This window comes from Streptomyces sp. NBC_01471, assembly GCF_041438865.1.
Taxonomy (GTDB): Bacteria; Actinomycetota; Actinomycetes; order Streptomycetales; family Streptomycetaceae; genus Streptomyces.
The window spans coordinates 3155175-3181537 of sequence record NZ_CP109450.1 but is presented as its reverse complement, the minus strand read 5'-3'; the positions used below and the strand labels follow the sequence as shown (position 1 = coordinate 3181537).

At 67.9% G+C, this 26363-nt stretch carries 24 protein-coding genes; 11 read left to right on the top strand and 13 right to left on the bottom strand.

Going from position 1 to position 26363, the window contains the following annotated elements; translation table 11 throughout:
• Positions 1-68: 68 nt before the first annotated feature.
• Positions 69-4619 (bottom strand): FtsK/SpoIIIE domain-containing protein, encoded by a 4551-nt coding sequence (locus OG285_RS13795; RefSeq protein WP_371791098.1) that lies wholly within the window; start codon positions 4617-4619, stop codon positions 69-71.
• Between the two features lie 243 nt (positions 4620-4862).
• Between OG285_RS13795 and OG285_RS13790 the strand changes: the two genes are divergently transcribed.
• Positions 4863-5162, top strand: coding sequence for a WXG100 family type VII secretion target (locus OG285_RS13790; protein WP_356837113.1), 300 nt, complete (start codon positions 4863-4865; stop codon positions 5160-5162).
• Positions 5163-5251: 89 nt separating this feature from the next.
• Here OG285_RS13790 and OG285_RS13785 read toward each other — a convergent pair whose 3' ends face one another.
• The 12 genes from OG285_RS13785 to OG285_RS13730 all read right to left on the bottom strand — a co-directional run bounded on the left by OG285_RS13785 (position 5252) and on the right by OG285_RS13730 (position 17809).
• Positions 5252-6556 (bottom strand): hypothetical protein, encoded by a 1305-nt coding sequence (locus tag OG285_RS13785; protein WP_356837111.1) that lies wholly within the window; start codon positions 6554-6556, stop codon positions 5252-5254.
• Positions 6546-8864 (bottom strand): hypothetical protein, encoded by a 2319-nt coding sequence (locus tag OG285_RS13780; protein WP_371791097.1) that lies wholly within the window; start codon positions 8862-8864, stop codon positions 6546-6548. Before OG285_RS13780 ends, OG285_RS13785 begins: the two co-directional genes overlap by 11 nt.
• A gap of 266 nt (positions 8865-9130) precedes the next feature.
• The gene (locus OG285_RS13775) at positions 9131-9610 is read right to left on the bottom strand and encodes a hypothetical protein (protein WP_371791096.1); all 480 of its coding nucleotides are present in this window, start codon (positions 9608-9610) and stop codon (positions 9131-9133) included.
• A gap of 340 nt (positions 9611-9950) precedes the next feature.
• A complete protein-coding gene (locus OG285_RS13770; protein WP_371791095.1) occupies positions 9951-10877 on the bottom strand; it encodes a hypothetical protein in 927 nt (308 codons plus the stop codon).
• A gap of 31 nt (positions 10878-10908) precedes the next feature.
• Positions 10909-11817, bottom strand: a complete 909-nt coding sequence (locus OG285_RS13765; protein ID WP_371791094.1) for a hypothetical protein — start codon at positions 11815-11817, stop codon at positions 10909-10911.
• Between the two features lie 47 nt (positions 11818-11864).
• Positions 11865-12749 carry a hypothetical protein gene (locus tag OG285_RS13760; RefSeq protein ID WP_371791093.1) on the bottom strand — a complete coding sequence of 295 codons (885 nt, stop codon included), beginning with the start codon at positions 12747-12749 and terminating at the stop codon, positions 11865-11867.
• Between the two features lie 74 nt (positions 12750-12823).
• Positions 12824-13516, bottom strand: a complete 693-nt coding sequence (locus OG285_RS13755; protein ID WP_356837209.1) for a hypothetical protein — start codon at positions 13514-13516, stop codon at positions 12824-12826.
• A 14-nt stretch (positions 13517-13530) separates the two neighbouring features.
• On the bottom strand, positions 13531-14424 hold the full coding sequence (locus tag OG285_RS13750) for a hypothetical protein (RefSeq protein ID WP_371791092.1): 894 nt from the start codon (positions 14422-14424) through the stop codon (positions 13531-13533).
• Between the two features lie 11 nt (positions 14425-14435).
• On the bottom strand, positions 14436-15686 hold the full coding sequence (locus OG285_RS13745; protein WP_371791091.1) for an enoyl-CoA hydratase/isomerase family protein: 1251 nt from the start codon (positions 15684-15686) through the stop codon (positions 14436-14438).
• Position 15687: 1 nt separating this feature from the next.
• The gene (locus tag OG285_RS13740) at positions 15688-15990 is read right to left on the bottom strand and encodes a hypothetical protein (RefSeq protein ID WP_356829061.1); all 303 of its coding nucleotides are present in this window, start codon (positions 15988-15990) and stop codon (positions 15688-15690) included.
• Between the two features lie 131 nt (positions 15991-16121).
• Entirely contained in the window at positions 16122-17159 is a 1038-nt protein-coding gene (locus OG285_RS13735; RefSeq protein WP_371791090.1) for a hypothetical protein, read from the bottom strand.
• The gene (locus tag OG285_RS13730) at positions 17147-17809 is read right to left on the bottom strand and encodes a hypothetical protein (protein ID WP_371791089.1); all 663 of its coding nucleotides are present in this window, start codon (positions 17807-17809) and stop codon (positions 17147-17149) included. The genes OG285_RS13735 and OG285_RS13730 overlap by 13 nt, the downstream gene beginning before the upstream one ends.
• A gap of 698 nt (positions 17810-18507) precedes the next feature.
• On the opposite strand from OG285_RS13730, the gene OG285_RS13725 reads away from it, so the two are divergent.
• From OG285_RS13725 to OG285_RS13680, 10 genes are all read left to right on the top strand, one after another.
• The gene (locus OG285_RS13725) at positions 18508-19260 is read left to right on the top strand and encodes a hypothetical protein (protein WP_371791088.1); all 753 of its coding nucleotides are present in this window, start codon (positions 18508-18510) and stop codon (positions 19258-19260) included.
• Between the two features lie 48 nt (positions 19261-19308).
• A complete protein-coding gene (locus OG285_RS13720) occupies positions 19309-20136 on the top strand; it encodes a hypothetical protein (RefSeq protein ID WP_371791087.1) in 828 nt (275 codons plus the stop codon).
• Positions 20133-21443, top strand: a complete 1311-nt coding sequence (locus OG285_RS13715; protein ID WP_356829051.1) for an ATPase, T2SS/T4P/T4SS family — start codon at positions 20133-20135, stop codon at positions 21441-21443. Before OG285_RS13720 ends, OG285_RS13715 begins: the two co-directional genes overlap by 4 nt.
• 10 nt (positions 21444-21453) lie before the next feature.
• Entirely contained in the window at positions 21454-22572 is a 1119-nt protein-coding gene (locus OG285_RS13710; RefSeq protein ID WP_371791086.1) for a type II secretion system F family protein, read from the top strand.
• Positions 22569-23498, top strand: a complete 930-nt coding sequence (locus OG285_RS13705; protein ID WP_356829047.1) for a type II secretion system F family protein — start codon at positions 22569-22571, stop codon at positions 23496-23498. Before OG285_RS13710 ends, OG285_RS13705 begins: the two co-directional genes overlap by 4 nt.
• Positions 23499-23534: 36 nt before the next feature.
• The gene (locus OG285_RS13700) at positions 23535-23780 is read left to right on the top strand and encodes a hypothetical protein (RefSeq protein WP_164259321.1); all 246 of its coding nucleotides are present in this window, start codon (positions 23535-23537) and stop codon (positions 23778-23780) included.
• A gap of 144 nt (positions 23781-23924) precedes the next feature.
• A complete protein-coding gene (locus OG285_RS13695) occupies positions 23925-24296 on the top strand; it encodes a TadE family protein (protein ID WP_371793526.1) in 372 nt (123 codons plus the stop codon).
• Between the two features lie 107 nt (positions 24297-24403).
• The gene (locus OG285_RS13690) at positions 24404-24847 is read left to right on the top strand and encodes a TadE/TadG family type IV pilus assembly protein (protein WP_371791085.1); all 444 of its coding nucleotides are present in this window, start codon (positions 24404-24406) and stop codon (positions 24845-24847) included.
• Positions 24844-25302 carry a pilus assembly protein TadG-related protein gene (locus tag OG285_RS13685; protein WP_356829044.1) on the top strand — a complete coding sequence of 153 codons (459 nt, stop codon included), beginning with the start codon at positions 24844-24846 and terminating at the stop codon, positions 25300-25302. The genes OG285_RS13690 and OG285_RS13685 overlap by 4 nt, the downstream gene beginning before the upstream one ends.
• A gap of 37 nt (positions 25303-25339) precedes the next feature.
• On the top strand, positions 25340-26056 hold the full coding sequence (locus OG285_RS13680) for a hypothetical protein (protein ID WP_371791084.1): 717 nt from the start codon (positions 25340-25342) through the stop codon (positions 26054-26056).
• Positions 26057-26363 lie beyond the last annotated feature (307 nt).

The window sequence follows — 26363 nt, the reverse complement described above, 5'->3', positions numbered from 1 at the left end:
AGCGAACTGCCGGGAGCGGGGCGGGAGACACAGCACTCCCGCCCCGTCCCCGTCCCGCTCGCGTCCGGTCACATGGGGGTGACCACCGTCCACACCTCGCCGTCCCCGAGGTGCATGAGCCCCTTCCCGGGGGCGATCGGCCCGCCGACCATGCTGCGCGTCGTACGGATGCCGATCAGCTCGCCGCTTGAGGAGTCCTGGGCCGACAGCAGCACGCCCCTGCGCCCCTTCTTCGCGTCGACCTGCCAGCCGCTGAAGCCGCTGCAGACCTCCTCCTCGTCCCCCGCGATGACCAGTGCCAGGCCCTGCTCGGCGCCTCGCTGGATGATCCGCTTGAAGACGGAGGAGGCGTCGCAGTCCTCCAGGGACTCACCGTCGTCCACCAGGACCGCCACCGGAGCTTCGAGGGTGGCCGTCGAGATGGCCTCGGTGAGATCGTCGCTGTCGATGTCGTCGTCCGTGAAGACCTTCAGGACGCCTTCCTGGCCCTCCAGCTGACGTATCGGCGACTGGCGCGGTGCCGCGATCACCAGGCGGACGCCCTTGCCCAGGAACGAGCGGGCCAGGTTCAGCAGGACCGTACTGCGGCCCGACTTGGCGGGACCCGCGACGACGAAGGTCGGTACCCCCTGGGCCAGATCGGGGCCGAAGGCGATCAGATCGTCGCCGCCCACGCCCACCAGACCCCAGAGCGGGGACTGCGATACGGCCGGGTCGCGCATCTCCCACGCGTCCGCGAAGGAGATACGGCTCGGCAGGGTGTCGACCCGGAACGGACGCAGACCGCGGGGTACCGCCGCGTCCCGGGCGGTCGCCAGCTCGCCGATGGCGCTCAGCGCGGCCGCCTGCCCCTGACCCGTGGAGTCCTCGGCGAGCAGCGCGAACTGTGTCTCCGTGGCCGACTCGTTCTTGAAGGCGCGGCCGGGGGGAATCTCGTCCGGCACCTTCCTGGCGTTGATACCGAGCATCGAGAAGTCCGACCGGTCGGCCAGCCGCAGGCCGTACTTGTCCTCGGTCAGGGAGGCGATCCGCCCGATGAGCAGCTGGCGGTCACCCGCGATCACCATGTGCACGCCGAGGCTCGACCCTTCCCGCATGATCAGTGCCACCTGGTCGGTCAGCTCACCGTGATCGACCTCGCCGAGGGTGGGCAGCCAGCCCTCCCAGCGGTCGAGGAGGACCACGATGTGCGGCAGCCTCTCCTCCACGGGCACGACCGAGCGCTGCTCGCCGATGTCGGCGAAGCCCTTCTCCGCGAGCAGCTCCTGGCGCCGGGTGATCTCGCCCTTCAGCCGGTTGACCAGCCGCACGGCGCGCTCCGTCTGCGCGCGGCCGACGACCGCGCCGCAGTGGGGCAGCCGGGTGAGCGCGTTGAGGGCGCCGTTGCCGCAGTCGATCCCGTACAGATGGACATCGGCGACCGAGTGGGTGCGGGCGAGCGAGCCCGCGATGGTGCGCAGCACCTGCGAGCGGCCGCTGCGGGGCGCGCCGCCCAGCAGCAGGTGGCCGAAGGTGGTGAAGTCGATGGAGACCGGGCGCCGCGCCTGGTCGCTGGGGATGTCCTCGACACCGTACGGAGCGGGCGGCAGTGCCCCCGTGCTCCGGGCCGCCGGGACCTCGTCGAGCAGCAGCGTCTCGGAGAGCGCGGGCAGCCACGGGCTGTGCTGGGGCGGGATGCCGAGACGTTCGTTGGCCTCCCGTACCGCGTCCACCAGGACTTTGAGGTCGGTTATCTCCTCTTCCTCGCGCGCCTCGGACTTGGGCTTCTTGAGCGCGGCGCGTCCCAGCTCCTGCCAGTCGAGCAGCCCCGCCCACGGGGCTATCGCCGCAGGGTCGGCGGCCCCGGGCCGCCGGCCTCCCACCCGCCCCGACTGGAACGGCACGAGGGACGACGCACCGAGACGTACGTAGGCGCGCCCCGGCGTGTTCTTGGAGATGTTCCCGGCCTCGGGGGAGTCGATCACGTCGGTGGACTCGCCGGCATCCGTGACGCGCAGCGCGATACGGAGGTTGGTGTTGGCCCGGATCTCGGGTGAGACCACACCGCTCGGCCGCTGCGTGGCCAGCAGGAGGTGAATACCGAGCGAACGGCCACGCTGGGCGATGTTCACCAGGCCGGTCACGAAGTCCGGCAGGTCACGCACCATGGAGGCGAACTCGTCGATGACGATGAGCAGCCGGGGGACCGGTGCGTGCGAGGGGTCGCGGCGCACCAGGTCCTGGTAGTCCTCGATGTCCTTGGCGTCGGACGCCGCGAGGATGTGCTCGCGGCGCTTGAGTTCGGCGCCCAGCGATTCCAGGGCCCGTTCGACCAGGTGCGCGTCGAGGTCGGTGACCATGCCGACCGTGTGCGGCAGCTTCACACAGTCCTTGAACGCCGAACCGCCCTTGTAGTCGACGAGTACGAACGTCATGGACTCGGGCGTGTTGGCGACCGCGAGCGCGGCGACGATCGTCTGGAGCAGCTCCGACTTACCGGAACCAGTGGTGCCGGCGATCAGCCCGTGCGGACCGTCACGGCGGATGTCGATGCCGAAGGGCCCGTCGTACGACTCACCGACGACGGCCATGGTCGACTGGCCGCCCATACGCCAGCGTCCCGCGACGGCTTCGCCCGTCGGCGGCTCCAGCTGCAGCACGTCCAGCAGCCGGCTCGCGCCGGGCAGCGCCGAGTCCTCGGCCTCACCGCTGATGTCCCGCAGGGGCGACAGGGAGCGGGCAAGGCGTGCGCTCCAGGCGGGAGACACGAAGTCCGGCCGTACGTCGGCGACCCGCGCGGAGTCCGTCTGCTCGACGCGCAGCCGCAGCTGCGGAGCACCCTGCGCGGTCTCGGCGCCCGTGGCCTCGGTGGCGTGCCAGGCCTGGAACGAGGGGAACCCGCCCGGCGTCCGGGGAGCGGCTGCGCCCACCGGTGCCTTCACCGTGCGGTGCTCCTCGGGGCGCGGCTCGGCGACCACGATGGCCTGGCACTCGCCCGGCAGGAACCGGTCCTCGGAATCGAGGCACAGGGCGTACATCGCCACTGCGGGGCCTTCGCGGAGCAGCCGGACCACACCCGGCATCGACCGCAGCCGCCGGGACCCGTCCCAGATGACGACGATGTCGGGTTCCGAGAAGGACGTCGCCCCCTTGTTCCCCGACTCCTTGGCCGCTTTGCGCCGTGCGTCGAGGAGTTGGGTGAGCTCGCCGATGCGGGCGCCGACGGTCTCGGCATCCGTACCGATGAGCACGTTGGTGTCGTGTGCCCCGGAGGGCCGCGCGTGCGGCAGCCAGCGCACCCAGTCCCAGCTCTCCTGCGCCGTGCCCTCGGTCAGTACGTAGACCTGCACGTCCACCGGGCTGTGCAGGACAGCGGTCTGGGCCACGGCCCACCGGGCGAGCGCGCGCGCCGAATCCCCGGGACCCGCGAACCCGATCACGCCGAGCTCGGCCAGCGGCAGGGTCACGGGGGCGTCCTCGATCTCCCAGGTGACCTGGCGGCGGTGGTCGTCCTGCTCGGGGTCGTCGAGGACGACCTCGGACGGCAGCCGCCCGGTGCCCACGCGCAGCAGCAGGTGGTCGCGGTCGGTGCGCCGCCGCTCCCAGAGCCGGGTGCGGGGGCCGGTGCTGAGGGAGAGCACCAGGGCCGGATCGGGGTTGAAGCGGCGCCGGTCGAGCCGCTCGGCCACCAGCGCGTCCTGCGCCTCGCCGTCGATCCTTGCCTTGTGCTCCTTGTACTCCTTGACCTGCTTCGCGTGGGACTTCCGTCCCTGCTTCTTGTCCATCAAGTAGTTGCCGACGAGCATGATCGGGCTCATCACGGCCATGACCAGGTAGTACCAGCGGCCGAAAAGGAACGCCATGACGACGGCGGAGACCAGCGGGAAGATGGCCATCAGCCAGGGAAGCGGGCGCGTTTCGCGGTCGCGGGGCGGCGTCGGGAGCCGGAAGCGGGTCTCCCGCTCGGGGGGCCGCAGCCGCGGCGGCCGGTTGTAGTCGAGGCCGGCGCCGTCCTCGGACCACTTGAGCGCCGCGTCGGGAGGCGAGTACCGCCTGATCTCCAGCAGCGAGTTCCCGACGGCCAGCTGGCTGTCGAGCGGCCAGTTGTCGCCCTCCAGTTCCGCACCGTCGAGGCGTATGCCGTCCTTGTCGGTGTGGACCGTGACTTGGCAGGTGCCATCGGTTGCAATCGACAAGGTGACGGCGCGGGCGGGAAGCTCGGGGTCGTCGATGCGGACGTACGCGGCCGGGCCGTTGCCGATCTCGTAGCGCCCGACTCCGAGCCGGTGCACGGCTCCGGCCGCGGGGCCGCCGGCAACGCGCAGCTCAACGAGGCCGGTGGGTTCGCCGGGCAGGCATCCCGCAGGGTCGTGAAGGCTGACGACCGCCCCTTCCCGCAGGGGCGAGGTGACGACGGTGGCCGTGGGATCCAGGGCGTACCCGTCCACGTAGACCAGAGGCGAACCGTCGGCGGTCCCGCGCGGGCCGCCCAGGGGGATGATCTGCGCACCACCGCCGTGACCGACATGGTGGGCCAATTCGCGCGAAATGTCCCCGACCGAGGACTCGGGATCGATATCGAGGACCACATCGGCGCTGGCTCCGCCGAGCGGATCGACGACGGTCAGAGTCAGGCGCACGTTTGTCCTCCCCATGGACCTGATGCTGCTCCGGAACGCAGGCAACAGTGCCAGTGACGATAGCTGCTGGAACCTTCCCGCCGGCAACGGGCTGTGCAGCGGTTCACGGATTAAGTGGGCCCAACGAGGGTGTGCTCCCCAGGGGCTCACCCGTAAGCTTCCCCCTTGAGCGGACAATCCGATGATCCGTGTCAGGAGCCACGGGGGTTGGCCCTGCGGCGAGTTAGAAAGTGAGTGTGCCTCATGGCCAAAGATGCTGATATCACTTATGACGAGATGCACAAGGCCGCCGGCCACTTGACCAAGTCGAAGACCAAGCTCGACGAGACGCTGGACCACCTTGAGAAGTACATCGAAGGTCTGGTGAAGGACGGCTACACCACCCGCAAGGGCTCGCAGGCGTTCGAGGACTCCTTCAAGGAGTTCACGAAGGGTGCGAAGGACACGATCGACGGCCTCACGGGCATGTCCAAGTTCCTCACGAACGCCGCGAAGGCGTACGGGGACCTGGACGAGGAGCTGGCCAAGGGCACCAGGGGCTAGCAGCGGTCGTCTCGTTGGCGGTCAGTGTCCCCGGCGCGAAGGGCTTGCCCACCGCACCGGGGACTTCTGCCGTCCGGGGACCTGAGCGCTCACGGCCGTCCGGCAGCCTGCGAGAACTCCCCGCGGCCCACCCGCGCCGCCATCCCGTCCTCGTCCGACCGCACCAGCGATCCGTAACCCGTGGCCGCCCAGACGCTCCGCTCCGCGGGGATCTCGAAGTACGGCACGCTCCGGCCGCCCTTCGATTCCGGGGCGGTGAGCACCTCCGGCGCCCGCCGGGTGCGTACGGCCTGGGCGCAGGCGTCGCAGGCGGCCACGTCCAGCCGGTCGCGGCGGCCCAGCGGACGCCAGTCGATACGGCGCGCGGCCCGGCCGTGCAGCGGGTTGAAGAAGCAGAGCGGGAGCGGCGCCGGAGTGCCGTCCGCCAGGGCGTCGCGGCCATCGGTGACCAGGGCGAGGACTCCGGCCAGGTCCGGCAGACCGTGGGCCGCGTCCAGGACCTTGCCGGCCGCTCCGTACGCGTCCAGGGCGCGCGGCAGGCCGGGAAGGGAGTCCGGAGCGGCCTGCACCGCCTCGCCGAGTGCGATGACCTCGGCATCCGCGTGGCGGCGCAGCGCCCTTTCGTCGGCGGTGGCGGCGGCAGCGAACACTGCCTGCGGGAAGGCGAAGGGCGAGACCTGCCCGCGGCGGCGACGGCGTACGAACACCAGCAGGCATCCCGCGATGCCGAGTGCCGCCACCCCGGCAGAGGTGATCACCAGCCAGGGTGAGCCCCCTCCCTTCGCGCCGCTCTCCGGCTTGCTGACGTGCGGGGGTCCGCCGAGGTCGGAGGTGGCGTCGCGGTACACCTTGGTGCCGTTGCCCTGCTGGACCAGCTCGATCGCCTTGGACACCTGATCGGCCAGACCCGCGTCCTGCATCTCGTCGAGGAAGCCGACCGCCGAGACCGCGTCCTGCGTCTGATGCCTGTCGTCCGGCCACTCGCGGCCGCTCAGGAAACCGGCCAGGTCGGATGTGGTGATCAGGATGAGGTCGCGCCGGGTGAGATGGTCCCGCACGACCGTCTGGAGCGCGTCGGCGTCCCCGTTGTAGCTGTCGCCCTTGACCAGCGGCACCAGGACCACTTTGATCGGCAGCCCGGTCTTCGCGATCTGCGCGACGAGCTGCTTCCGCCGTGCGGCCGGTACGGAGTCGGCGTACCCGGGGTCGACGTACACCGGTGACGTGCCCAGGGCCTTGGCGATCCGGTCGCCCGCGCTGGGCTGTGCCGCGGCCGGTGACGCCGGAATCAGCAGCAGGGCCAGCGCGGCCAGCAGGGTGCCCAGCCGTGCGGCGAGTGGAGCGCCCAGCAGTGCGGCGGGGCTGCGGCTGAGACTCCCGGGGTTACTGGACACCGGCGTACTCCCTTACAGCGTGGATGAGTTGACTGATCCCGTGCCGCGCGACCGGCAGCGGCCCCGCCACCTCCTCCGGGTAGCTCACCCGCCGGCCGTGGAGCGCGCCGGGGAGCGTGAGCTGAAGCGCTCCGGTCGCGGTCTGTTCTCTCGTCTTCCCCATCGACTTCCCCATCGCGTTCCCTGTCGCGTTCCCTGTCGCGACCAGGCGGCATGGCTCGCACAGCGGGATCCGGCGGCGCCCGATCCGCCCGCGTTCGCCGCTCCGTACCTCGTACGTACGGATGGCTGGACCGTGCATCGGGTTGAAGGCGCAGCAGGCGTCGACGACTGCACCGGACGCCAACGTGGCCCGCCCCGACCGGGCGAGGACGATGGCGGCCGCCAGCTCCGGCGCCGGCGTTTCGTCGTCGAACCGGCCGTCGGGGCCGTCGTGGTCCATGAGGAGGGTTGCAGCGTCGAGGCAGTCCCACACCCGGATGCGAGCGGCGTCGGGGAGGTTCTCCGGCGGCTCGCTGAACTCTTCCCCGAGCGAGACGATCTCAGCCCGTGCGGTCCTGCGCAGATACGAATCGGACGGGTCGCAGGGGGCGTCGAAGGAACCGGACGCTGCGGCGCCCGCGCCGGTGGCGTGGTGTTTCGTCCGCCGTGAGGTGCGCAGCGAGATCAGGGCACCGCCGGTACGGATCAGTGCGACGACGATCCCGAAGGCCACCAGGGCCGCCAGAACGCCGATGACGGCCCCCGGCCAGAAGTCGCTGTGGAAGAAGAGCGGGTGGAGGGTGTTGTCCTCGACCGGGTCCGACGCCTGTCCGCTGCTCCGGCCTGACCCGGCTGACCCGGCTGCCTCGCCCGACTCACTCGGCTGCGATGTGCGGGGTGTCCTGCCGAGGTATGTCATCAGCTGGTCGAGCCGGGCGCCCAGCCGGAAGTCGGCCGGTTCGGATTCCTCGTGGTCGTAACGGATGGCGTCGGGCAGCCCGAAGTCCAGACGGCTGTCGTCGAGCGGGAGCCCGTAGTTCACGACGCTGATATCGCCGTCGAGGGGATCCGCGACGACATAGACGCCGTCCTTGCCCACTTTCTCGTGGACCGCGGCACTGAAGACACCCGCCTGGTCGCCGGACTCGTCGTCGGACAGCTGCGGTACGAGCGCGAGATAGACGGCCCCGGTACTCGCCGTGAACTTGGCCATGCGGTGGCGCAGTTCGGTCTGCCGGGCCGCGTCCAGTGGCTGTGGGCTCTCCGGGTCGCTGTACAGGGGGTCCTGCTTCAGCCCGTCCGCCACCCGGTCGATGCGCGATGTCATGTCGGCGGCGGTGGGCGGCGGAGCCGCGCTCGATGCCGTCTGGTCGAAGGTGTGCAGCGTGACGACGACGACAGCACCGGCAGCCAGCAGCGCACAGGCCACCTCGACCAGGCGTGGGGCCCACCGGGGGCGGCCGGGGGCGGAACCGGCGCTGAACCGGGCCTGGTGCGGCAACGCGCCGGCGACTGTGGCCGGCTTCCCTGTGGCTGGCTTCCCTGCGGCCGGCAAACCTGTGGTCGGTTTCCCTGCGGCCGGCTTCCCGCGGCGGCGCAGTTGACGCCGTACGTACGGCGAGAGCAGCAGAATCAGCAGCGGCGCGCCGGTCAGCAGAATGCCGGTGAGGAACGACTGGTTGTCCCGGTCGGTCGGGTCGATGTACAGCGGGGCCGGCTCGCGGTCACTGCCGTCCTCACCGCTGTACATCTTCCGTGCCTTCTCGGCGCGCTGTGCGGCCTTGGCGTTCCCCTCGGCGATCACTTCGGTGAACCGCTGGAAGTGGCGCAAGGGCCCTGCGTCGTAGGGGAGTTCGTAGAGCGACACGGTGGACGCTGCGTCGGCCGGGACCCGTACCCCGTAGGCGGTGGCGGCGGCGACTCCCATGTCGTCGACGAGTACGTACAGGCCGTTCCGCCCGAGCCGGTCGTGCACCGCGTCCAGCAGGGACCCCTCCGTGCTGTGCTGGCCGGGCAGCACGAGGACGAAGGTCGGGACTCCGGTCGCTCTGGCGGCCTTGACGAATTCCGGGGCTGTGGAGCGGGGTACGACCCGGGGGAGCTGATCGGTGACGTAGACCGGGTCCTTGCGGAGGAGACCGGCGAGGCGCGCGGCCTGGGACGCGGGCACACTGCCCTGGGCTGCGGCAGGTCCCGCGGGACCGAGGAGAGCGAGAACCAGGGCCAGCAGCGCGAACGCGGTACGCAGGGGAGCGGCGCGGGGGATGCCGCCACGCGCGGTGTACGGCGGGGTGCCCGCCGGGGCGCCTGCGTTCCGTTCCCTCATGCGGCGAACTGTAGCGAGCTGTGTGCTGCGGCCGTAAGGGGAACCGCTGGGGAACCCGCTGGGGGGACTCGCTGGGCGGGGAGAGAGCGCGACGGGTGGGGAGAGAGCGACGGGTGGGGAGACCGGCCGCAGGGAGGCCGGTCTACAGATCGCCCGGCTTGGGCTTCGCCGGACCGCCCGACGGACTCATGAGGATCGAGTGCGTCTCGAAGAGCCCTGCCCGGCCTTCGCCGGTACGCGGCACTCGACCTGGACGATCCCGCTCTTCAGCAGCGTGAAGGTGGGTGGTTCGGCGTTCTTCGGGAGCCCCTGCCGGAAGTCCCGTACGCGGTACCGCTGGCTCTCAGTGAGATCGGCCTCGGTGAGGGGGTGGATCGAGCCGTTGACGAGCTTGGCCAGGCGCGCGGCGCTGTCCGGCGAACCGTGAACAGGCGGATCCAGGACCCGTCCCGGAAGGTGATGCGAACGTCTCCACCGATCTCGCTGTACTTCATCTGCCGGGCCTCCGCGATGTCCTCCCTGGGCACATCCCAGAGCTCGTCGGCCTTGCTCAGCGTTCCCTGCTGGGTCCCGAGGAAGACGAGGCGGCGGTCGGTGAGCACGGCATCCGTGGCGTAACTGTCCGGGCGGCGCGAAGGGTCGAGTTGCCAGGGGACGGTGCGTGCGAGGGTCCCCGGTGCGGCCCACATGACGGGGAAGTCCTCGACCTCGTTCTCGGGCTCTTCCGGATTGCCGCGGACAGGCACGTCTCCGAAGGGCGAACCGAGCGCCCCGCCGAAGCCGGCGACGAGTTGGCGATGAGCGGGATACCGACGACGAAGGCGCGACCGGTGCGGCGTGCGGCGCGGTCCGCTGTCGACCGTGGGGCGAAGTCGGGACCGGCCGGCCACTGGGGCAATTCGCCCTGGACATCGGTGCGCTCGGTGTTGCGGAACTAGCGGCAGCCGGAGACAGCCGGCGCCATGCCAGTCGCGAATCCGGACGGTGTACGGATCCGCAGGTCTTCGTTCGGCGCGGGGTACCAATCCATGGGCGGCATCAACTCTTCAGAGGCTTATCCGAAGGTGGTCATGGGAGCCGTTTCGATCAGAGGTCGCCGGGTTGGTATGTCACGTCTTCGCCGTTCGGCCCCATGAACTGGAAGTATGTGCTGATCCCGAATGAGGGATCGATCTGATCCGTGCGCAGGAGTTCGATGAGGTAGTTTCCGCTGGGGCGTCGGACGACCCAGGGGTCTCCGTGGGATTCCTTGTCCTTGATGAAGGAGGCGAGGGTTTCCTTTTGTCCTGGGGTGAGTTCATGGAGCGGGATCAGCTTCAGTGGGTTGGTGGCTGCTCGACTGAAGTCGTGTGCGCAGTTGGCGTTCCATCCGGCGAGACGGCACCATGAGCCGTCGGTGAATACGACTTTGACGTCGGTTTCGTATTCGCAGAATTTCATGCGCTCGACGGTGGCGATGTGGGCGCGGTCGGTTTCCCAGAGGACTTCGTCGTGCGGATCTTGTTCGTCGTCGAGGAGGCCGATGATGAGCAGGCGGTGGTCGGTGACGACGGCGTGGGTGCGGTCGGTGCGGGGGCGGCGGCTCGGGTCGAGTTGCCAGGGCAGGGTGCGGGCGAGGGTGCCGGGTTCTCCCCAGATGACGGGGAAGTCCTCGACTTCGTTCTCCGGCTCTTGCGGGGATCCCTTTTTCGATGCGGTTCCGGTGCTTCCGGATCCGGCCAGGGACTCGATGACACCGAGGGTCAGGACGAGGAGCAGGCCTCCGCCGAACTTTCCGGCCTTGCGGCTGCGGCTGGCGGCTTTGGTGCGTCGGGTGAAGGTGGGGCCTTCGGGCCAGCCGGGGAGTTCGTGCTGGATGTCATTGCGTTCGGTGTCCCGGAACCAGCGCATTCCGGACACCTCGGTGGCCAGGCCGGTCGCGAAACTGAGGGCGTCACGGGTGATGAGTGTCTCGCCCGGTTCTGGTTGCCATGTCGTCATGTGCGGAGCCCTTAATGCGACGGTGTTACTCAAGAATGACCAATGACTGCTTCCGGTTTGGAGATCAGACGTCGCCAGGGTTGAAGCCTCCGCGCCTGCCTGCTTTGCTCACGAGTGAATAGGCCTTGAAGATTCCGACATCTGGCTTGACCGGTTCCGTGGTGGTGACCTCGATCAGGAATTTCCCACTGGGGCGGCGCGTGACCACGGGACTTAGCGCGGAGTCCCGGTCAGTGACGGAATCAACGTATGACTGAACGTAGCCACGTTGACGTGGTGTCAGGATGTCGATCGGTACCAGTTCGGTTGGATGCGCCAGGTGCCGCAGGACGGTCCATTGCATGCGGCGGCTCGGGGGCGCGAGTCTGCACGATGATCCATCGACGAAGCAGATTTTCGCCTCTTCGCCTACCCTGCTGTACCGCATGCGCTCCACACTCTTGATGGCTGAGCGCTCGATGTCCCAGAGGACTTCATCCTGTGAGGGATCGTCGTCCTGAAAGCCGACGATGACCACTCGCTGATCCGTGACGACGGCATGTGCGCGGTATCCCTCGGAGCACCGTGCGGGGTCGAGCTGCCAGGGAAGCCCTTGGGCGATGCTGCCGGAGTTGCCCTGAATGACCGGGAAGTCTTCGATCTCGTTCGCAGGGTCCTGCGAACGCCCGGGGCCATCGCCCGCTCCGGGAAAGAAGCTTCCTGTTCCACCGAGCCCTTCAAGCGCACCTGCGATCACGACATACAGCGCGCGCAGCCCGAACAGCCCGACCTTGCGAACGGGGCGCTGCTGCGCCGGTGGGCGGGCCGCGAACGAAGGGCCGGCAGGCCACCCGGCCAGCTGCTGCTGAATGTCGTTTCCCTGCATGTCCCGGAACCACCGCATACCGGATACGGCCTCGGCCGCGCCCGTAGCGAAGGCGATCGAGTCACGTGCGAGGACGGTCTCTCGCGCGTCGGGTTTCCAGGGGGCCATCGTGAGTTGCTCTCAGTGTGGGGAGGTGGCGTATGGCGCTGTCGAGATCAGCAGTCACCGGGCTGTGCTTCGACGGTTTCTCCATGGGGGCCCATGAACTGAAAGGCGGCAGTGAGGGCGCGGCGCGGGCGGGGTTCGTTCCCTGCGTGGCCTTCGATGAGGAAGTTGCCGCTCGGTCGCCGGCTGATCACGGGGGGCAGGTCGAACTCATGCTTGGTCATGAAGGCGTCAACGGTCTGGCGCTGTGCGGAGTTGAGAGCATGGTGAGAGATCAGCTCGTGTGGGGTCACTAGATACCTGTCGATACCGGAAGAAGCTACTTGGATCCGGCACCATGAGCGGTCCGTGAAGCGGATTACGACATCGGGACGATCATTGCTGAACGGCATGTTCTTGGCATCTGCGATGTCGGCGCGATCGCATGCCCACAGGTATTCGGTTCGATGCTGATCGCCCTTGGGGGAGCCAAGGACAACGAGGCGCTGGTCGGTGACAACCGCGAATGTCCGGTAGGCGACTGGGCGGCGTGTCCGGTCGAGTTGCCACGGCAGCGTGCGGGCGAGGGTCCCGGTGTCGGCCCACATGACAGGGAAGTCTTCGACTTCGTTCTCCGGGTCCTCCGGTGCTGCGTCGAGGGACGTTGGCCCCTTCGCGATGCTGCCCGAACCGGCCAGGGTTTCCAGGCCGCCCACAACGAGTGCGTACAGGGCGTGCAGGCCGAACCGTCCGGCAGAGCGGCTTCTGCGCTGACGCTCTGTCCTGGGTGTGTAGGTCCGGCCCTCAGGCCACCCTGGCAGTTGGTCCTGAATATCGTTGCGTTCGAAGTCTCGGAACCAGCGCATACCCGAGACTTTCGGAGCTGCCCCAGTGGCAAATCCGACGACGTCCTGGGAGAGGACAATTTCGCCAGGCTCCGGTATCCATGCGGTCATGAGGTACTGCTTCCTCCGCTATGCCTTCGGCGAGATCCGGGCACAAGGTGTGCGGCTCCTGGAGGAGACCGCAACTAGGGCCTGGGGTCGGACGACTCTGCTGCGGCTTCCCATTGCGCGGGGCCGTCCGGTGGAGCAAAGGAGACCGTCTGCAGGATGGCCATGGTCATATCGCAGAATTCACCCCAGTATTCGATGGACGCGGTGTCCAGGGTGAAGACTGCGGTGTAAGGGCCGGTCCGAAAAGGGACGTGGACCTGTATTTGGCCGGTCATGAGCGTGGTCTCTTCACCCGAAGCCGTGACTTCGGGGCTCAGGACTATCTCGCGCAGAGTGACGCACGTGACCGCGGGCCCGCAGGGCAGGTCGAGCCAGCGGGCGTCGTTGAACGGGTCCTTGTTGAGGATCGCCAGGATGCCCTGGGCGGCTATGTCCGGGTCGGCCTGGTCAGTTTCCACAGCGGCCACAGTGAACGCGCACTGGGCGACACCGTCCTCTTCCGTGGAGAAGAGCCCCATGGCTGAGTAGGAGAGGCCGTTCTCCGCCATATATTCCGCGATTGCAGCATAGTAAGGGGCTGCGGGTTCCCAGATCTTCTCGTCGCCGCGTGAGTAGAGCTCTCGCACGAAGGTGTCGGCGAGGGCGGTGCGCTCTTGGGAGGTCGCGGCCAGCGGCAGGGTGAAGAAGCCTTCGGGGACGGTGAACGAGACCGGCGGGATGTCGCCATTGGACGGGATGGGCGGCAGCGTCGTGGTGGAGGTGGTCATGGGAGCCGTTTCGATCAGAGGTCGCCGGGTTGGTATGTCACGTCTTCGCCGTTGGACCCCATGAACTTGAAGTGCCTGTTGATCCCGAATTCGGGATAGATCTGATCCGTGTGCATGAGTTCGATGAGGTAGTTTCCGCTGGGGCGTCGGGTGACCCAGGGGTCTCCGTGGGATTCCTTGCTCTTGACGAAGGAGGCGAGGGTTTCCTTTTGTCCTGGGGTGAGTTCATGGAGCGGGATCAGCTTCAGTGGGTTGGTGGCTGCTCGGCTGAAGTCGTGTGCGCAGTTGGCGTTCCATCCGGCGAGACGGCACCATGAGCCGTCGGTGAATACGACTTTGACGTCGGTTTCGTATTCGCAGAATTTCATGCGCTCGACGGTGGCGATGTGGGCGCGGTCGGTTTCCCAGAGGACTTCGTCGTGCGGATCTTGTTCGTCGTCGAGGAGGCCGATGATGAGCAGGCGGTGGTCGGTGACGACGGCGTGGGTGCGGTCGGTGCGGGGGCGGCGGCTCGGGTCGAGTTGCCAGGGCAGGGTGCGGGCGAGGGTGCCGGGTTCTCCCCAGATGACGGGGAAGTCCTCGACTTCGTTCTCCGGCTCTTGCGGGGATCCCTTTTTCGATGCGGTTCCGGTGCTTCCGGATCCGGCCAGGGACTCGATGACACCGAGGGTCAGGACGAGGAGCAGGCCTCCGCCGAACTTTCCGGCCTTGCGGCTGCGGCTGGCGGCTTTGGTGCGTCGGGTGAAGGTGGGGCCTTCGGGCCAGCCGGGGAGTTCGTGCTGGATGTCATTGCGTTCGGTGTCCCGGAACCAGCGCATTCCGGACACCTCGGTGGCCAGGCCGGTCGCGAAACTGACCGCGGTGCGGGCGATGAGTGTCTCGCCCGGTTCTGGTTGCCATGTCGTCATGTCCGGGGCCCTTAATGCGAGGGTGCTGCTTGGTGGAGGCGGTCACCGGGATTCGTGGGCTCACCGTGGTGCATGACGATACTGACGGTCTTGGGAATGACCTTGCCTGCTACGTCTATGCTCCTGCCCAGGTTGCTCAGGGGATCGATCGTTTTCCCGGTGAGGGCGATTCCCTTGGTGCCCAACCACTGGCCCTGGTGATAGCCGGCCTCAGCGAGCCCGGCCAAGCGGCTCATTGGTCCGCTCTCGCGCGTGAGTAGACCGAGGTTTTCTCCAGTTCCCCCCAGGACGATTTTCCTGCCAAGTAGTCCGATCCCGCCTTTCACGGAACCAGCCATGTCGCCGGTCGCCAGCACATTGAATGCCTTTGGGATGCGGCTAGCCGTGAAACCTTTGCCGAATTCCCCAATGCGCGTGACTGCTGCACCTTCGCTGGCGACCTTGGCCCCCTTCCCAAAGGCACCAATGCCGGGCAGAAGCCCAATCGCGTCCGTACCGAGGGTCATCCAACTCACGTCGGCACCGGCGGCCTTGGCTATGGAGTGGGACAGCAGGGCGAGTCCGCTGGTGAGCACTGCGGCGGCGCCGAAGATGGCGCCGAGCGGCTCGAACGGCAGCGTGATGATGGCCAGTACGCCCAACACTGCGGTCAGGTCGCTGAGTATGTCCCCGATCTCCTTGATCAGGTCGGCGTGATCCTTGATCCACTTTCCGGTGGCGTTCCACGCGTCCTCGACGCCGTGGACGAGCTTGTCCCAGAAGCCGGGCTCGTCGGGTGCGATGTCGCCGGCCTTGTCGAGTTCCTTGCTGATGGCCCCGGCAGCCTTGTTGTAGCGACTTTCAAGATCGTCGACTTTGTTTTCGGCGTCGTTGACGGACTGGCCTGCTTTTCCGCCGGGGTCAGTTTTCCCCTCGACTTTGGCTTGGGCGTCGAGTGCTTTCCCGGCGAGCTTCTCCAGGCGGTCTGCTTCGTCCTGGAAGTCCTGGAGTTCGCCGGCCCACCGGTGCAGTGCCCGGGATGCCTTGTCGAAGGAATCGTGGCTCTTCTTGATCAGCGGTGTGACGTCGGTGGATATGTGCTGGGTGAAGGCGACTGCCGTCTTGCCTTTCCAGGCGCCGCACTCGATGCGTTGAAGCTCGTTCAATGACGTGCCGAGTTCGCTTGCCAGCTTGCCGAGTTGCTTGGCGAGATCCCTGGTCTGCTCCACGTCACCGGGCGTGGGGTCCCAGCCTATGTGGGGGAAGGCGGGGCGCTTGGTCACGTCATTTGCCCTTCGGCTTCTGAGGCTTCATGGACTCTGCGAGATCCAGGTCCAGTTTGTCGAAAGACTTACCGATTTTGTCGATCATCTTGACCGCGTTGTGCGTGTGCTTGCCGAGCTGCTTGACGCCGTAGCCCCACTCGTCGGCGAAGTCGTGCACGTCGTCCACCAGCTGGTGCGCGCCGACGACGGAACCGTCCGTTCCGCGCAAGGTCTTTCGCACATCGGACATCCGGTCCGACACGGTCGAAAACGTCTTCCGCAGGTCGTCGAAGATCGTGCCGTCGAGTCGTAGGTCAGTCATGCCGTATCCCGGTTCGCGTCATCGGTTGATGGCCTGGAATCTTTCGGACGGTGATGCCTTGGGCGTAGCCGACGATGATATGCCACGGGTGAGGGGGCTGGATTCGCGGCCGCAGAGGCTGGTTGTGGTGGTCATCGGTTGATGGCCTGGATCTCGTCGACTGTTACGTCCTGAGTGGTGCCGAAGCTGCCGTCGGGAAGCTTGCCGCCGGGAACGCCCGTACCCGTCCACGTGATTTTCCAGGTGATGGTGGCTTTCAGGCTGAATGGACCGTTGCTGCCTGAAGCGCGAAGGTAAGTGACCCCGCAGGGTGGGGTCTTGTCGGCGTCGCCCGTTTCGTATGGGGTGCCGATGGCGCCGTTCACGAAAGGACACACACCGGATGAGGGGGAGAGCTCGGCGTCGGCGGTACCAGGTTCGAGTTTGAGGGACTGGGGTGTGGCGGTCACGGTCGACGATATGTGGTAATTAGCCAGAGTCGCGGTGACGGAAACGGGTTTGAAGTCGGCCTTGTCGAGCCATGCCCAGGTCGGGAGATTGACCTTCGTCGGGCCGCTCGGCGCGAGGGTGACCTTGGTGTCCGGGACGTGCACGAACCCGTAGGCGATGTGGGCGAGGTCCAAGGGCGTCGCTGCGGCCTGATCGGCCGGTACGGGGGGTGTCTTGCCCGTGTCCACCCAGAAGGTGTCCTTGTTGCAGGAGTCCCATCCTGGAGGGAAGCTGCGGTTGACGTCCGAGGTCCACCAGAAGCCCTTGCCGGCTTTGGCCTTGTTGAAGTCTTTGTAGGGTTTCCCCTCCGCGTACTTGCTCCGTTGTTCCGCGTCCCACTGATATCCAGTGGATTCAAGCGACCAGTTGTGTTCCTCGATCTTCTTGAACTCGGCAGGCGAGTACGTGGGCGCGTACCAACAGGCTGGTGGCTTCCAGTCGCTGACAGGCGCCAAGGGCCCGGCAGATGGCCCCTTGGCGTTGTTGTCGGTATTGATCGTCACTGCGGCGCTCACGCCGAGGTCCTGGCCGTCGGCGTTGGCGTTGGTGGAGCTGCTGGGCGGTTGACGCTGGCCGCCGCCGACCTCGTTGTCGGCTGATGCTGTGCCTGCCGTCAACGCCAACGTTCCAGCGACGCAGGCCGTAATCAGCGCTGCGCGTCTGCGATTCACGGCTGGCACTTGGAACTGCCCCTCTCGGAGAACTGCTTGGTAGTGATCCAAATTCCGCGGCCATCCTTGCGAAGGGCGGCGTTGTAAAGGACGTAACTATTCTTCGTGGCCGGGGTTTTGTTGACCTTGTTGGTCTTCAGGTATAGGTCGAATGCCTTCCCCTGGTCCTGGCAGTAGGAGAGTGTCGCCGTGCTCTTTCCGCTGAGCGTGACGGCCGCGTTGTAGTAGCGGTATTTGCCCGTAATTCTGGCTTTTGCCTTGACGTATGCAGTGATGTATTCCTGAGTCGAGGCGGCCAGTTCCCCTTCCGTGTAGAAGCGGTAACCCGCCTGTGTTGGATCTTGCTTGACGATGGCGTAATCCTCCGCCTTGATGAACTGTTCGGCGTCCGCCAGAACTGCATCTTTGTCGGAGTCGCCGGTCTTGGGCCAGTCGAAGACGTAGGAAATATCGGCTGGGAACTCGAACTTCGGTCGACCGGCCCCCGTGGTGGCCGAAGGGGTCGCGCTCGGCGAAGCCGACTTGGACGCCCCCTCGTCGGCTCCCGCGATCTTGTCCGGCTTCTTGGACTTGTTGTCGTCACCTCCGCCGCACGCGGTCAGCAGAAGGGCCGCCGCCGTCACTAGGGCGGCGGCAGCGGGCAGAGTGCGGCGGTTCACGGGCGACTCCCGGTGGGATGGGTGGGTGGCGTGCGGTAGTGGACGCTAGCCGGGCCGTCCTTGGTTTCACCAGAGCGAATTCGTCAGGCCGCCGGGACAGTTGTGGTGTTCCGGGGTCAATCGCCCCATCGGGGTCTGCGGAGGAGCCGTAGGGCTGTGGGGTTGTGGGGTCTGCCGTGGCCCCAAGACCTCCTGGTGAACGCGACGGCGGGGCGTCGCCGCTGTCGGCCCGTCCCCGGTGATCCCGACCCGGCCGTCGGCCTTCACTTCGCGGCCCGCGCGGCTCCGAATGTGACGGCGATGCACACATTCGGAACCGTCCCCATTTGCTGTCGCACCCGTCGCCCGCGATCACTGTGCGGGCTGGAGCGGCCCGATGCGTCGCGCCCTCGCAAGCCTTGGCGGATGCAACGGCCCAGTCCCAGCCGTGCAGCGGCCACGGGGAAATCTCGTGAAGCTTTGGCACGCCCTCAAGGCCCGCCGTTTCTGACCGGTTTGGACTGATCCTGACGGTGCGCGTGAAGTTCGCGATCCTTATCTCGTCTTGAGGCGCTTATGTGCTGCTGCTACGGTGCGATGACTTGACAGCCTCCGGTGGCCTGGGGATCGGAACCGGATAAATGGCGGCGAAGTCGACTCGCTCAAGTCGTAGAGATCCAGACGCAACGGTCGCAGAGAAACATTCGGGGAGAAGCGGCGTGAAGGTCCAGGAGCGCACGGGTGCAGGCAACCACAGGGTTCCCTCACCCGCCCAGTCGGCCGGTGAACGGCTTCCCACGGTCGCCAGGGAACGCAAGCCCGCCCTTGCCGCGCTCGCCGTCCTGCTGATTCTCGTCGGCGCGCTGGGCGCCACCGTGCTGGTGCTCCGGGCCGGGAACCGGGTCGAGGTCGTCAAGCTGACGGAGAACGTCGAGGCCGGTGAGGCCATCAAGAACAGCGACGTCACCACGGTCATGGTCGCCGACGACGACTCGATCGACTACATCAAGGCGGACCAGCTCAGCCTCGTCGAGAAGACTCTGACGGCCAAGAGCGCCCTCTACGCCGGGTCCCTCCTGGTGGGCCAGATGTTCACCGGGGACAAGGGCACCCCCGCGGGCAAGGCCGTCGTCGGGCTCTCCCTCAAGGACGGCCAGTACCCCACCGGGATCAAGGCCGGCGACACGGTCACCATCTACCGGGTGGGCGACCGCAACGGCTCCAGCAGCTCCAGCAGCTCCAGCAGCAGCGGCAGCCAGTCCGGCTCGTCCAACAGTTCCGGTACCTCCGGCGGCGGCGTCATCGTGGAGCGGGCCACCATCAGCCACGCCGCCAAGCCCAACGACTCCACCATCAGCAGCGGCAACCTCGCCGTCACCGTCCTGGTCGACAACGCCGACGCCGCAGCCCTCTCGCAGGCCGCATCCGCGGGGGAAGCCGCCGTGGTCACGGTCCCCTCCCACAACGGCTGACCGACGCCCCCAGTGGAACTCAGAGGAACGTAGAGGAACGCAGAAGACATGGCGCTCATCGCCCTCGCCGCAGACAAGGGTTCGCCCGGAGTCACCACGGCCGCCCTCGCTCTCGCCGCCGTCTGGCCCCGGCGGGCGCTGCTCGCCGAAGCCGACCCGGCCGGCGGGGACCTCGTCTACCGCACCACCGCCTCCAACGGCGGCCCGCTCAACCCGAACACCGGTCTGCTCTCCATCGCCGCCGCCGCCCGCCGCGGGCTCGCCGCCGATCAGCTCTGGGACCACGCACAGCCCATGGCCGGCGGCCTGGAGCTGCTCGTCGGGATCGGCTCCGCCGAGCAGGCGGCCGGGCTCTCCGGTGTCTGGCCCACCCTCGGCCACGCCTTCTCCACGCTCGGCGACTCGCCGCACGCGCCCGCCGACGTGATAGCCGACTGCGGCCGGATCGCCGGGGGTTCGCCCGTGATCGACCTGCTGCCGTACGCCGGCCTCGTCCTGCTCGTCGCCCGTACGGAACCGGAGCACATCGCCCGCGTACGGGACCGGGCCGCCGCCCTCGCCGCCCAGCTCCACGGCGGGCAGCGCGGAATGTCCCAGCTGGCCAGCCCGCTCATCGGCGTCCTGCTGGTCGTCGAGTCGAGCGCGTCCGGCAAGGTCGCCCACCAGGTCAACGACATGCTCGTCGGCGCGCAGACCGGCGCCCGGGTCATCGGCACCCTCGCCCACGACACCTCCGGCGCGGCGCTGCTCTCCGGGCGCGGCCGCGGCCGGCTCGACAAGTCGTTGCTGATCCGCAGCGCCCGCAAGGTCGCCGCCGACGTCCACCAGCAGTTCGGCGCGGCCTGGTCGCAGCCGGGTGCCGGGGCCGGTCGATGAGCGACGTCGTCGACCACAGCCTGGTCAAGCGGTACCGGCAGGAGGCCGGCGACCGGATCGCGGAGCAGCGCCGCATCGATCAGGTCAGCAACACACCGCCGATGTCCGGGGAGGACGAGCGGCAGTACGCGCGCGCCGTCATCGCCCAGATACTTGAGGAGTACGCGCGCGCGGAGATCAACGCCGGGCGTACCCCCTTCGACGCGGAGACCGAGGAGCAGTACGCGGCGGCCGTGCACGCGGCGCTCTTCGGAGTCGGGCGCCTCCAGCCGCTGCTTGACGACCCCGAGGTCGAGAACATCGACATCAACGGCTGCGACCACGTCTTCGTCGGATACGCCGACGGGCGCGAGGCCCGCGTCGACCCGGTGGCCGAGACCGACGAGGAACTCGTCGAACTCATCCAGGTCCTCGGCGCGTACTCGGGACTCTCCTCGCGTCCGTTCGACTCCGCCAACCCCCAGCTCGACCTGCGGCTCCCCGACGGCTCACGACTCTCCGCCGTGATGGAGGTCGCCCGCAGGCCCGCCCTCTCCATCCGCCGCGCCCGGATGGGCAAGGTCTTCATGGCGGACCTCGTCGGCAACGGCACGCTCACCCCCGAACTGGCCCACTTCCTCGCCTGCGCCGTCCGCGCCCGTAAGAACATCATGATCGCGGGCGCCACCAACGCCGGGAAGACCACGCTCCTGCGGGCCCTCGCCAACGAGATCCCGCCCGTCGAGCGGCTCGTCACGGTGGAACGCGCCCTGGAACTGGGACTCGACCAGTTCCCCGAACTCCACCCCAACGTCGTGGCGTTCGAAGAGCGGCTGCCCAACTCCGAGGGGCTCGGACAGATCTCGATGGGTGAGCTGGTGCGCCGGTCGCTCCGTATGAACCCCTCGCGCGTCATCGTCGGTGAGGTGCTCGGCGACGAGATCGTGACCATGCTCAACGCGATGTCGCAGGGCAACGACGGCTCGCTCTCCACGATCCACGCCAACAGCTCCAGCGAAGTCTTCAACCGTATTTCCACCTACGCGCTCCAGGCCAACGAGCGGCTGCCCATCGAGGCCAGCCAGATGCTCATCGCCGGAGCCGTCAACTTCGTCGTCTTCGTGCAGCGCCGCAACAACTTCGAGAGCGGCGGCCGCCTGCAGCGTGCCGTCACCTCGGTCCGTGAGGTCAACGGCGTCGACGGCCGCGTCCTCTCCAGTGAGGTCTTCGCCGAGACACCCGACGGGCGGGTGCTGCCGCACGCCCCGGTGGCGTGCCTCGACGACCTCGCCGTACACGGCTACCGCCCCTCAGGGGCCTGGGGGTGAAGGAGACCGTATGAATGGCATCTCCTCGTTGGGCGGGTTCTTCGATCCGCAGCTGCTGTACGCACTGGGGTGCGGGATCGCGGCGGGCGGCGGTCTCGCCCTGCTGATCCTCGCGATCCGCGGTTTCGAGCCCAAGCCGGGCCATGTGAAGGCCGAGCGCGGCCAACGCGCCCGCGAACTGCTCCAGTTCGTCGGACGGCGCGGCTCCATCGCCGTCGGCGTCGGGCTCCTCGTGCTGCTCCTGACCCGCTGGACCGTGGCCGGTGTGGCCGCCGGGCTGCTCGTCTTCTTCTGGGACCGCCTCTTCGGCGGCGCCGCCCAGGAGAAGATCGCCATGCGCCGGGTGGAGGCGCTCGCGGGCTGGACCGAGTCGCTCCGTGACACCATCGCGGGCGCGGTCGGTCTCGAACAGGCCATCCCGGCCTCCGCACGCGCCGCGGCCCCCGCCCTGCGCCCGCACCTCGACGCGCTGGTCGACCGGCTCCGCGCCCGGATGCCGCTGCCCGAGGCCCTCCAGTACCTCGCCGACGAGATCAACGACGCGTCGGCCGACATCATCGTGGCCGCGCTCATCCTCAACGCCAAGCTGCGCGGCCCCGGCCTGCGCCAGGTGCTCGGCGCGCTCTCCAAGTCGGCGCGCGAGGAGATCGACATGCGCCACCGGGTGATGGCCCAGCGCTCGTCGACCCGGCGCAGTGTGCAGATCGTGGTCGTGGTCTCGGTGGCGTTCGTGCTCGGACTCGCCGTGTTCAACCGGGACTTCGTCTCGCCGTACGGTTCGCCGATGGGCCAGCTGGTCCTGGCCGGGGTGTGCGGTCTGTTCGCGCTCGGCTTCTGGTGGCTGCGGAAGCTGTCGGTGATCGAGACGCCGGAACGCTTCCTGGTCCGTGCCGAACCCGAGGTCAGGTTCGTACGGCCCGACGCGTCCCAGCGGCAGGGCGGGCCGCAGTCTCCCGTCGGCCATCAGCCGCCCGCCGGTCAGCAGTCTCCCGTCGGTCAGCACGCAGCTGGCCAGCAGCCCGGTGGTCAGCACACCACCGGTCAGCACCCCGGTGCAGCGCAGCAGGGCGGTCAGCAGCAGGCTCCGCAGGCCTCGCCGTTCAACCATGGCCAGGGGGCGCCGCGATGATCGACATTCTCACCGCACCGGTACTGATCGGGGCCGTACTGGGCCTCGGCGTCTTCGTCCTCGTACGGGCCCTGTCGCGTACGAAGCGCTCCGCGGTCTCGCAGGTGCAGCGCATCGACGCGCTGCGTGCGGCCGGGTCCGGGTACGAGCGGCCGGGCGACCACGAATCCCACGACGGCCGGCTCGGTTCGCTGCGGGCCCGGGTGGGGGTGCGGATCGCGGACCTCTACTTCCAGCAGGGCTGGGAGCAGCGCTCGCTCCGCTCCGACCTGGCGGTCCTCGACCGCGGCTGGGAAGGGTTCCTGGCGACCAAGGTGCTGCTCGGCGTGGTCGGCCTGATCTTCGGCCCGATGCTCTTCGCCATCGCCTGGGTGATCGGCTTCGCCCGGGCACCGATCATTCCGGTCTGGCTCGCGCTGGTCTGCGGACTGCTGTTCTTCTTCCTGCCGGATCTGGAAATCCGACGGGACGCGGCGGACAAGCGCAAGGACCTGCGCCGCGTCATCGGCGCGTACCTGGACCTCGTCTCGATGAACCTGGCCGGCGGGCGCGGTCTGCCCGAGGCGCTGATGGCCGCCGCCGAGGTGAGCGACGGCTGGGCGCTGCGCCGGATCCGCAACGCGCTCGCGGACGCCCGGATCACCGGCACCAGCCAGTGGCTCGCGCTCGGCAGGCTCGGCGAGGATCTGGGCATCGAGGAACTGAAGGACTTGTCGTCGTCGCTGGCGCTCGTCGCCGACGACGGGGCGAAGGTACGTGAGTCGCTGGCCTCCAGGGCCGAGACGATGCGGCACCGCGAAATGGCCGAGATCGAGGGGGCGGCGGGTGAGAAGTCGCAGTCGATGCTTGTCGCACAGCTCCTCCTCTGCGCCGGGTTCCTGGTCTTCCTCATCTATCCGGCCGCGATGCGCGTCTTCCAGGTCTGATCCCGCTTCCCCCTTCTCTTGAGAGGATTTCATCCCATGTTCGGACGCCGCTTCAGTCACCCGACTGTCGACTTCCTGATTACGTTCCTGCAGGCACGCGTCGAGCGCGCCCGCTCCGAGGACACCGACCGCGGCGCCTCCGCCGTGGAGTGGGTCATCATCTCGGCGGTCGTCGTGGCGATCGTCGGCGTGGTCGCCGCGATCATCAACTCCGCGCTGAGTGACGGCGCCAACAAGGTCGGCAACTGCATCAAGGGAGCCAGCGCGAGCGGCACCTGCTGAGGCAGGTGCCCTTTCGCGTTCCTTGTTCATTGTCCATTTCCGAGTCCGATCGATCGAGTCACTGAGTCGGTGCTGGTGCGTCAGAGGATCAGAGCGTTCGTACGCCGCAGGGTGGAGGCAGCCTCCGCCCGCGGCGACTCCGGCATGACCGCGATCGAGTTCGTCTTCCTGACCCCGGTCCTGTTCTTCATGATCTTCGCGACGGTGCAGTTCGCGCTGTACTTCTTCGCCGACCACGTGGCCCAGGCGGCCGCGCAGGCGGGTGCGCGCAAGGCGAGGGCCGAGGCGGACGAGAACCCCGGGGGCTGGCGCGGGGACGCGGGTGACGTCGTACAGAGCTACATCCACCAGCTCGGCTCGAAGCTGGTGCTGGGCCCGAACGTGACGATGCTCCAGCCGGATCAGGACACGGTCGGCGTGGAGATCACCGCGAAGGTCCCGAACGTCTTCCCCGGCCTGGGGCTCACGGTGCACGCGCAGTCGCGGGGGCCCGTCGAGCGGTTCGTGCGGGACTGATGACGGGGCTGATGACGGGACTGATGAGAGGCCAACGGGTGGTGGGGCGGCAGACGTTCGCGAGTGCATGTACCCGTGCTGGTGCTGGTGCGGGCGCTGGTGCGGGTGTGAGGCGTGGGGCGGGTGCCGTACGTACCCGGCTGGGCCGCGCGGGCGCGGACGTGGGGGCCGACCGGGGCCTGTCCACCATCGAAGTGGTCATCCTCGCCCCCATCATGATCCTTTTCATCCTGGTGCTCGTGGGCTTCGGACAGCTGGTCGAGGGGCGTGGCGCCGTGGACAGCGCCGCGCGTGACGCCGCCCGCGCGGGCTCGATCCAGAAGGACGGCGGAGTCGCGATGTCAGAGGCCCGCAGGGCCGCCGAGGCGGATCTGACCGATGTCTGTTCCGGCCCGGTGTCCGTCACGGCCAAGGGGTTCGTCAAGGGCGGCTTCTTCACCGTCGACGTGAGCTGCCAGATCCGGGGTCTCGCCATGCTCGGCCTGGACATCCCCACCACCCTGAACGGGCACTCCACCTCGCCGATCGACCCGTACCGGAGGACGCAGTGAACGCGTTCACCGGATGGATCGAGTCGCGCAGGGCCCGTCTGGACGACAGCGGTTCGGGCGCCGCGGCGGTCATCATCTTCGCGTTCCTGTTCCTGGCCCTGGCCGCGTTCGTGGTGGACGGCGGCCTTTCGATCTCGCAACGGGAACGGGCCGCGGACATCGCGGAGCAGGCCGCACGGTACGCGGCCCAGGACATAGACAGGGAGTCCCTGTACGGCAACCAGGGCGGACCCGCGCCCATCAATTACCAGAACTGCGACGCGCGTGTGCACGCCTTCGCGGTCGAGATGGGGATGTCCGGCCAGGACATCGGCGCGTCGCACTGCACGGCGGCCAACGCGCAGCGGGTCGAGGTGACGGTGCAGTTGACCTACCAGCCGGTGCTGACGGGCCTGTTCTACAGCCACTCGATCACGGTCCACGGTTCATCGGTCGCCGAGTCCGTCACGGGCTGACGGCGGTCCGTGCGCCGTCTGAGGAGAGAAGCGAGCGATGGCATTCGGAAGGCAGCGACGGGCCCCGGAGCCGCCGGTCGAACCGGTGTCCTGGGAGGGCATCAGGAAGTTCGTGGTCAGCGATGTGGAGCAGCCGGCCACGTTCCGCCGCAAGGCGGTGACCGGGCCACGGGCGGTACGGGTGCCGGCGGTCGTCCCGAAGGGGCAGCGATTCGACCCTGCCGTCCTCGTCGTCCAGGCCGACCCGGAGGTCAAGGCGTACGAGCTCTACGACGCCCGGGACTCCCGTACCCCGGTCTGTGCACTGGCGCCTGTGACCGGCGGGAGGGGCGGCGAGCGGTACCGGGTGACGGACGGGCAGGGGCAGGAGATCGGCACCGTGCACCGGACCGGCGCGACGAAGCGCACCATCCAGCACACCTGGTGGCTACGGCAGCCGGGCCACCCGGATGTCATTGCCCGCTACCACTGGGCGAAGGGCAGCGCCAAGGACATCGCGGCCCGGGGAAAGGCTGCCGCGGGGCGGCAGGCGGAGAGTCTCGCCAACAGCGTCGTGGACTCCCTGCTCCTCGGCGGGGACGACAGCGGGGACGGCAGCCGCTACGTCCACAAGCCCGTGACGTGGCGGGCAGGTGAGGAAGAAGTGGCACTGGAGTCGGATCACACGGATTTCGGGGTCAGGACCTATATGCCGAAGGCGGACTGGCTCGACCTGCGGCTGGTATTCGCCTTGGCGGTACTCCGGGCGGGTTGACCGTACGGACTTGCCTGGGATTCGTCCAGTGCCCAGTAGAATCGATGAATGATCCGGCCTACGTGCCCCGATGAAGTTCCCACGGAAATTGTTTTTCTGGAATTCGAGAAACTGTGAAGGTTCCAGTGAATGAGTCCTCGACGAGGACCCTGCTGTCGCTGGATTATGCCCAGAACTCGGGTATTCTGTCCAATATTTCAAATAGACAGAACTGGGCTGTTTCAGATTACGTTCGTACGCTTGGCGTTGCCATATTTCCCCAGAGGAAAATAAAATCCTCCGTCTGCTGCGCCCACTGCTTCAGCAT

Excerpts from the sequence above, each read along its gene's own strand:
- OG285_RS13790 (WP_356837113.1), top strand. The coding sequence starts at position 4,863 with ATGGCCAAAGATGCTGATATCACTTATGACGAGATGCACAAGGCCGCC.
- OG285_RS13780 (WP_371791097.1), bottom strand. The coding sequence starts at position 8,864 with ATGAGGGAACGGAACGCAGGCGCCCCGGCGGGCACCCCGCCGTACACC.
- OG285_RS13765 (WP_371791094.1), bottom strand. The coding sequence starts at position 11,817 with ATGGCCCCCTGGAAACCCGACGCGCGAGAGACCGTCCTCGCACGTGAC.
- OG285_RS13760 (WP_371791093.1), bottom strand. The coding sequence starts at position 12,749 with ATGACCGCATGGATACCGGAGCCTGGCGAAATTGTCCTCTCCCAGGAC.
- OG285_RS13755 (WP_356837209.1), bottom strand. The coding sequence starts at position 13,516 with ATGACCACCTCCACCACGACGCTGCCGCCCATCCCGTCCAATGGCGAC.
- OG285_RS13750 (WP_371791092.1), bottom strand. The coding sequence starts at position 14,424 with ATGACGACATGGCAACCAGAACCGGGCGAGACACTCATCGCCCGCACC.
- OG285_RS13740 (WP_356829061.1), bottom strand. The coding sequence starts at position 15,990 with ATGACTGACCTACGACTCGACGGCACGATCTTCGACGACCTGCGGAAG.
- OG285_RS13720 (WP_371791087.1), top strand. The coding sequence starts at position 19,309 with ATGGCGCTCATCGCCCTCGCCGCAGACAAGGGTTCGCCCGGAGTCACC.
- OG285_RS13715 (WP_356829051.1), top strand. The coding sequence starts at position 20,133 with ATGAGCGACGTCGTCGACCACAGCCTGGTCAAGCGGTACCGGCAGGAG.
- OG285_RS13710 (WP_371791086.1), top strand. The coding sequence starts at position 21,454 with ATGAATGGCATCTCCTCGTTGGGCGGGTTCTTCGATCCGCAGCTGCTG.
- OG285_RS13705 (WP_356829047.1), top strand. The coding sequence starts at position 22,569 with ATGATCGACATTCTCACCGCACCGGTACTGATCGGGGCCGTACTGGGC.
- OG285_RS13700 (WP_164259321.1), top strand. The coding sequence starts at position 23,535 with ATGTTCGGACGCCGCTTCAGTCACCCGACTGTCGACTTCCTGATTACG.
- OG285_RS13695 (WP_371793526.1), top strand. The coding sequence starts at position 23,925 with ATGACCGCGATCGAGTTCGTCTTCCTGACCCCGGTCCTGTTCTTCATG.
- OG285_RS13680 (WP_371791084.1), top strand. The coding sequence starts at position 25,340 with ATGGCATTCGGAAGGCAGCGACGGGCCCCGGAGCCGCCGGTCGAACCG.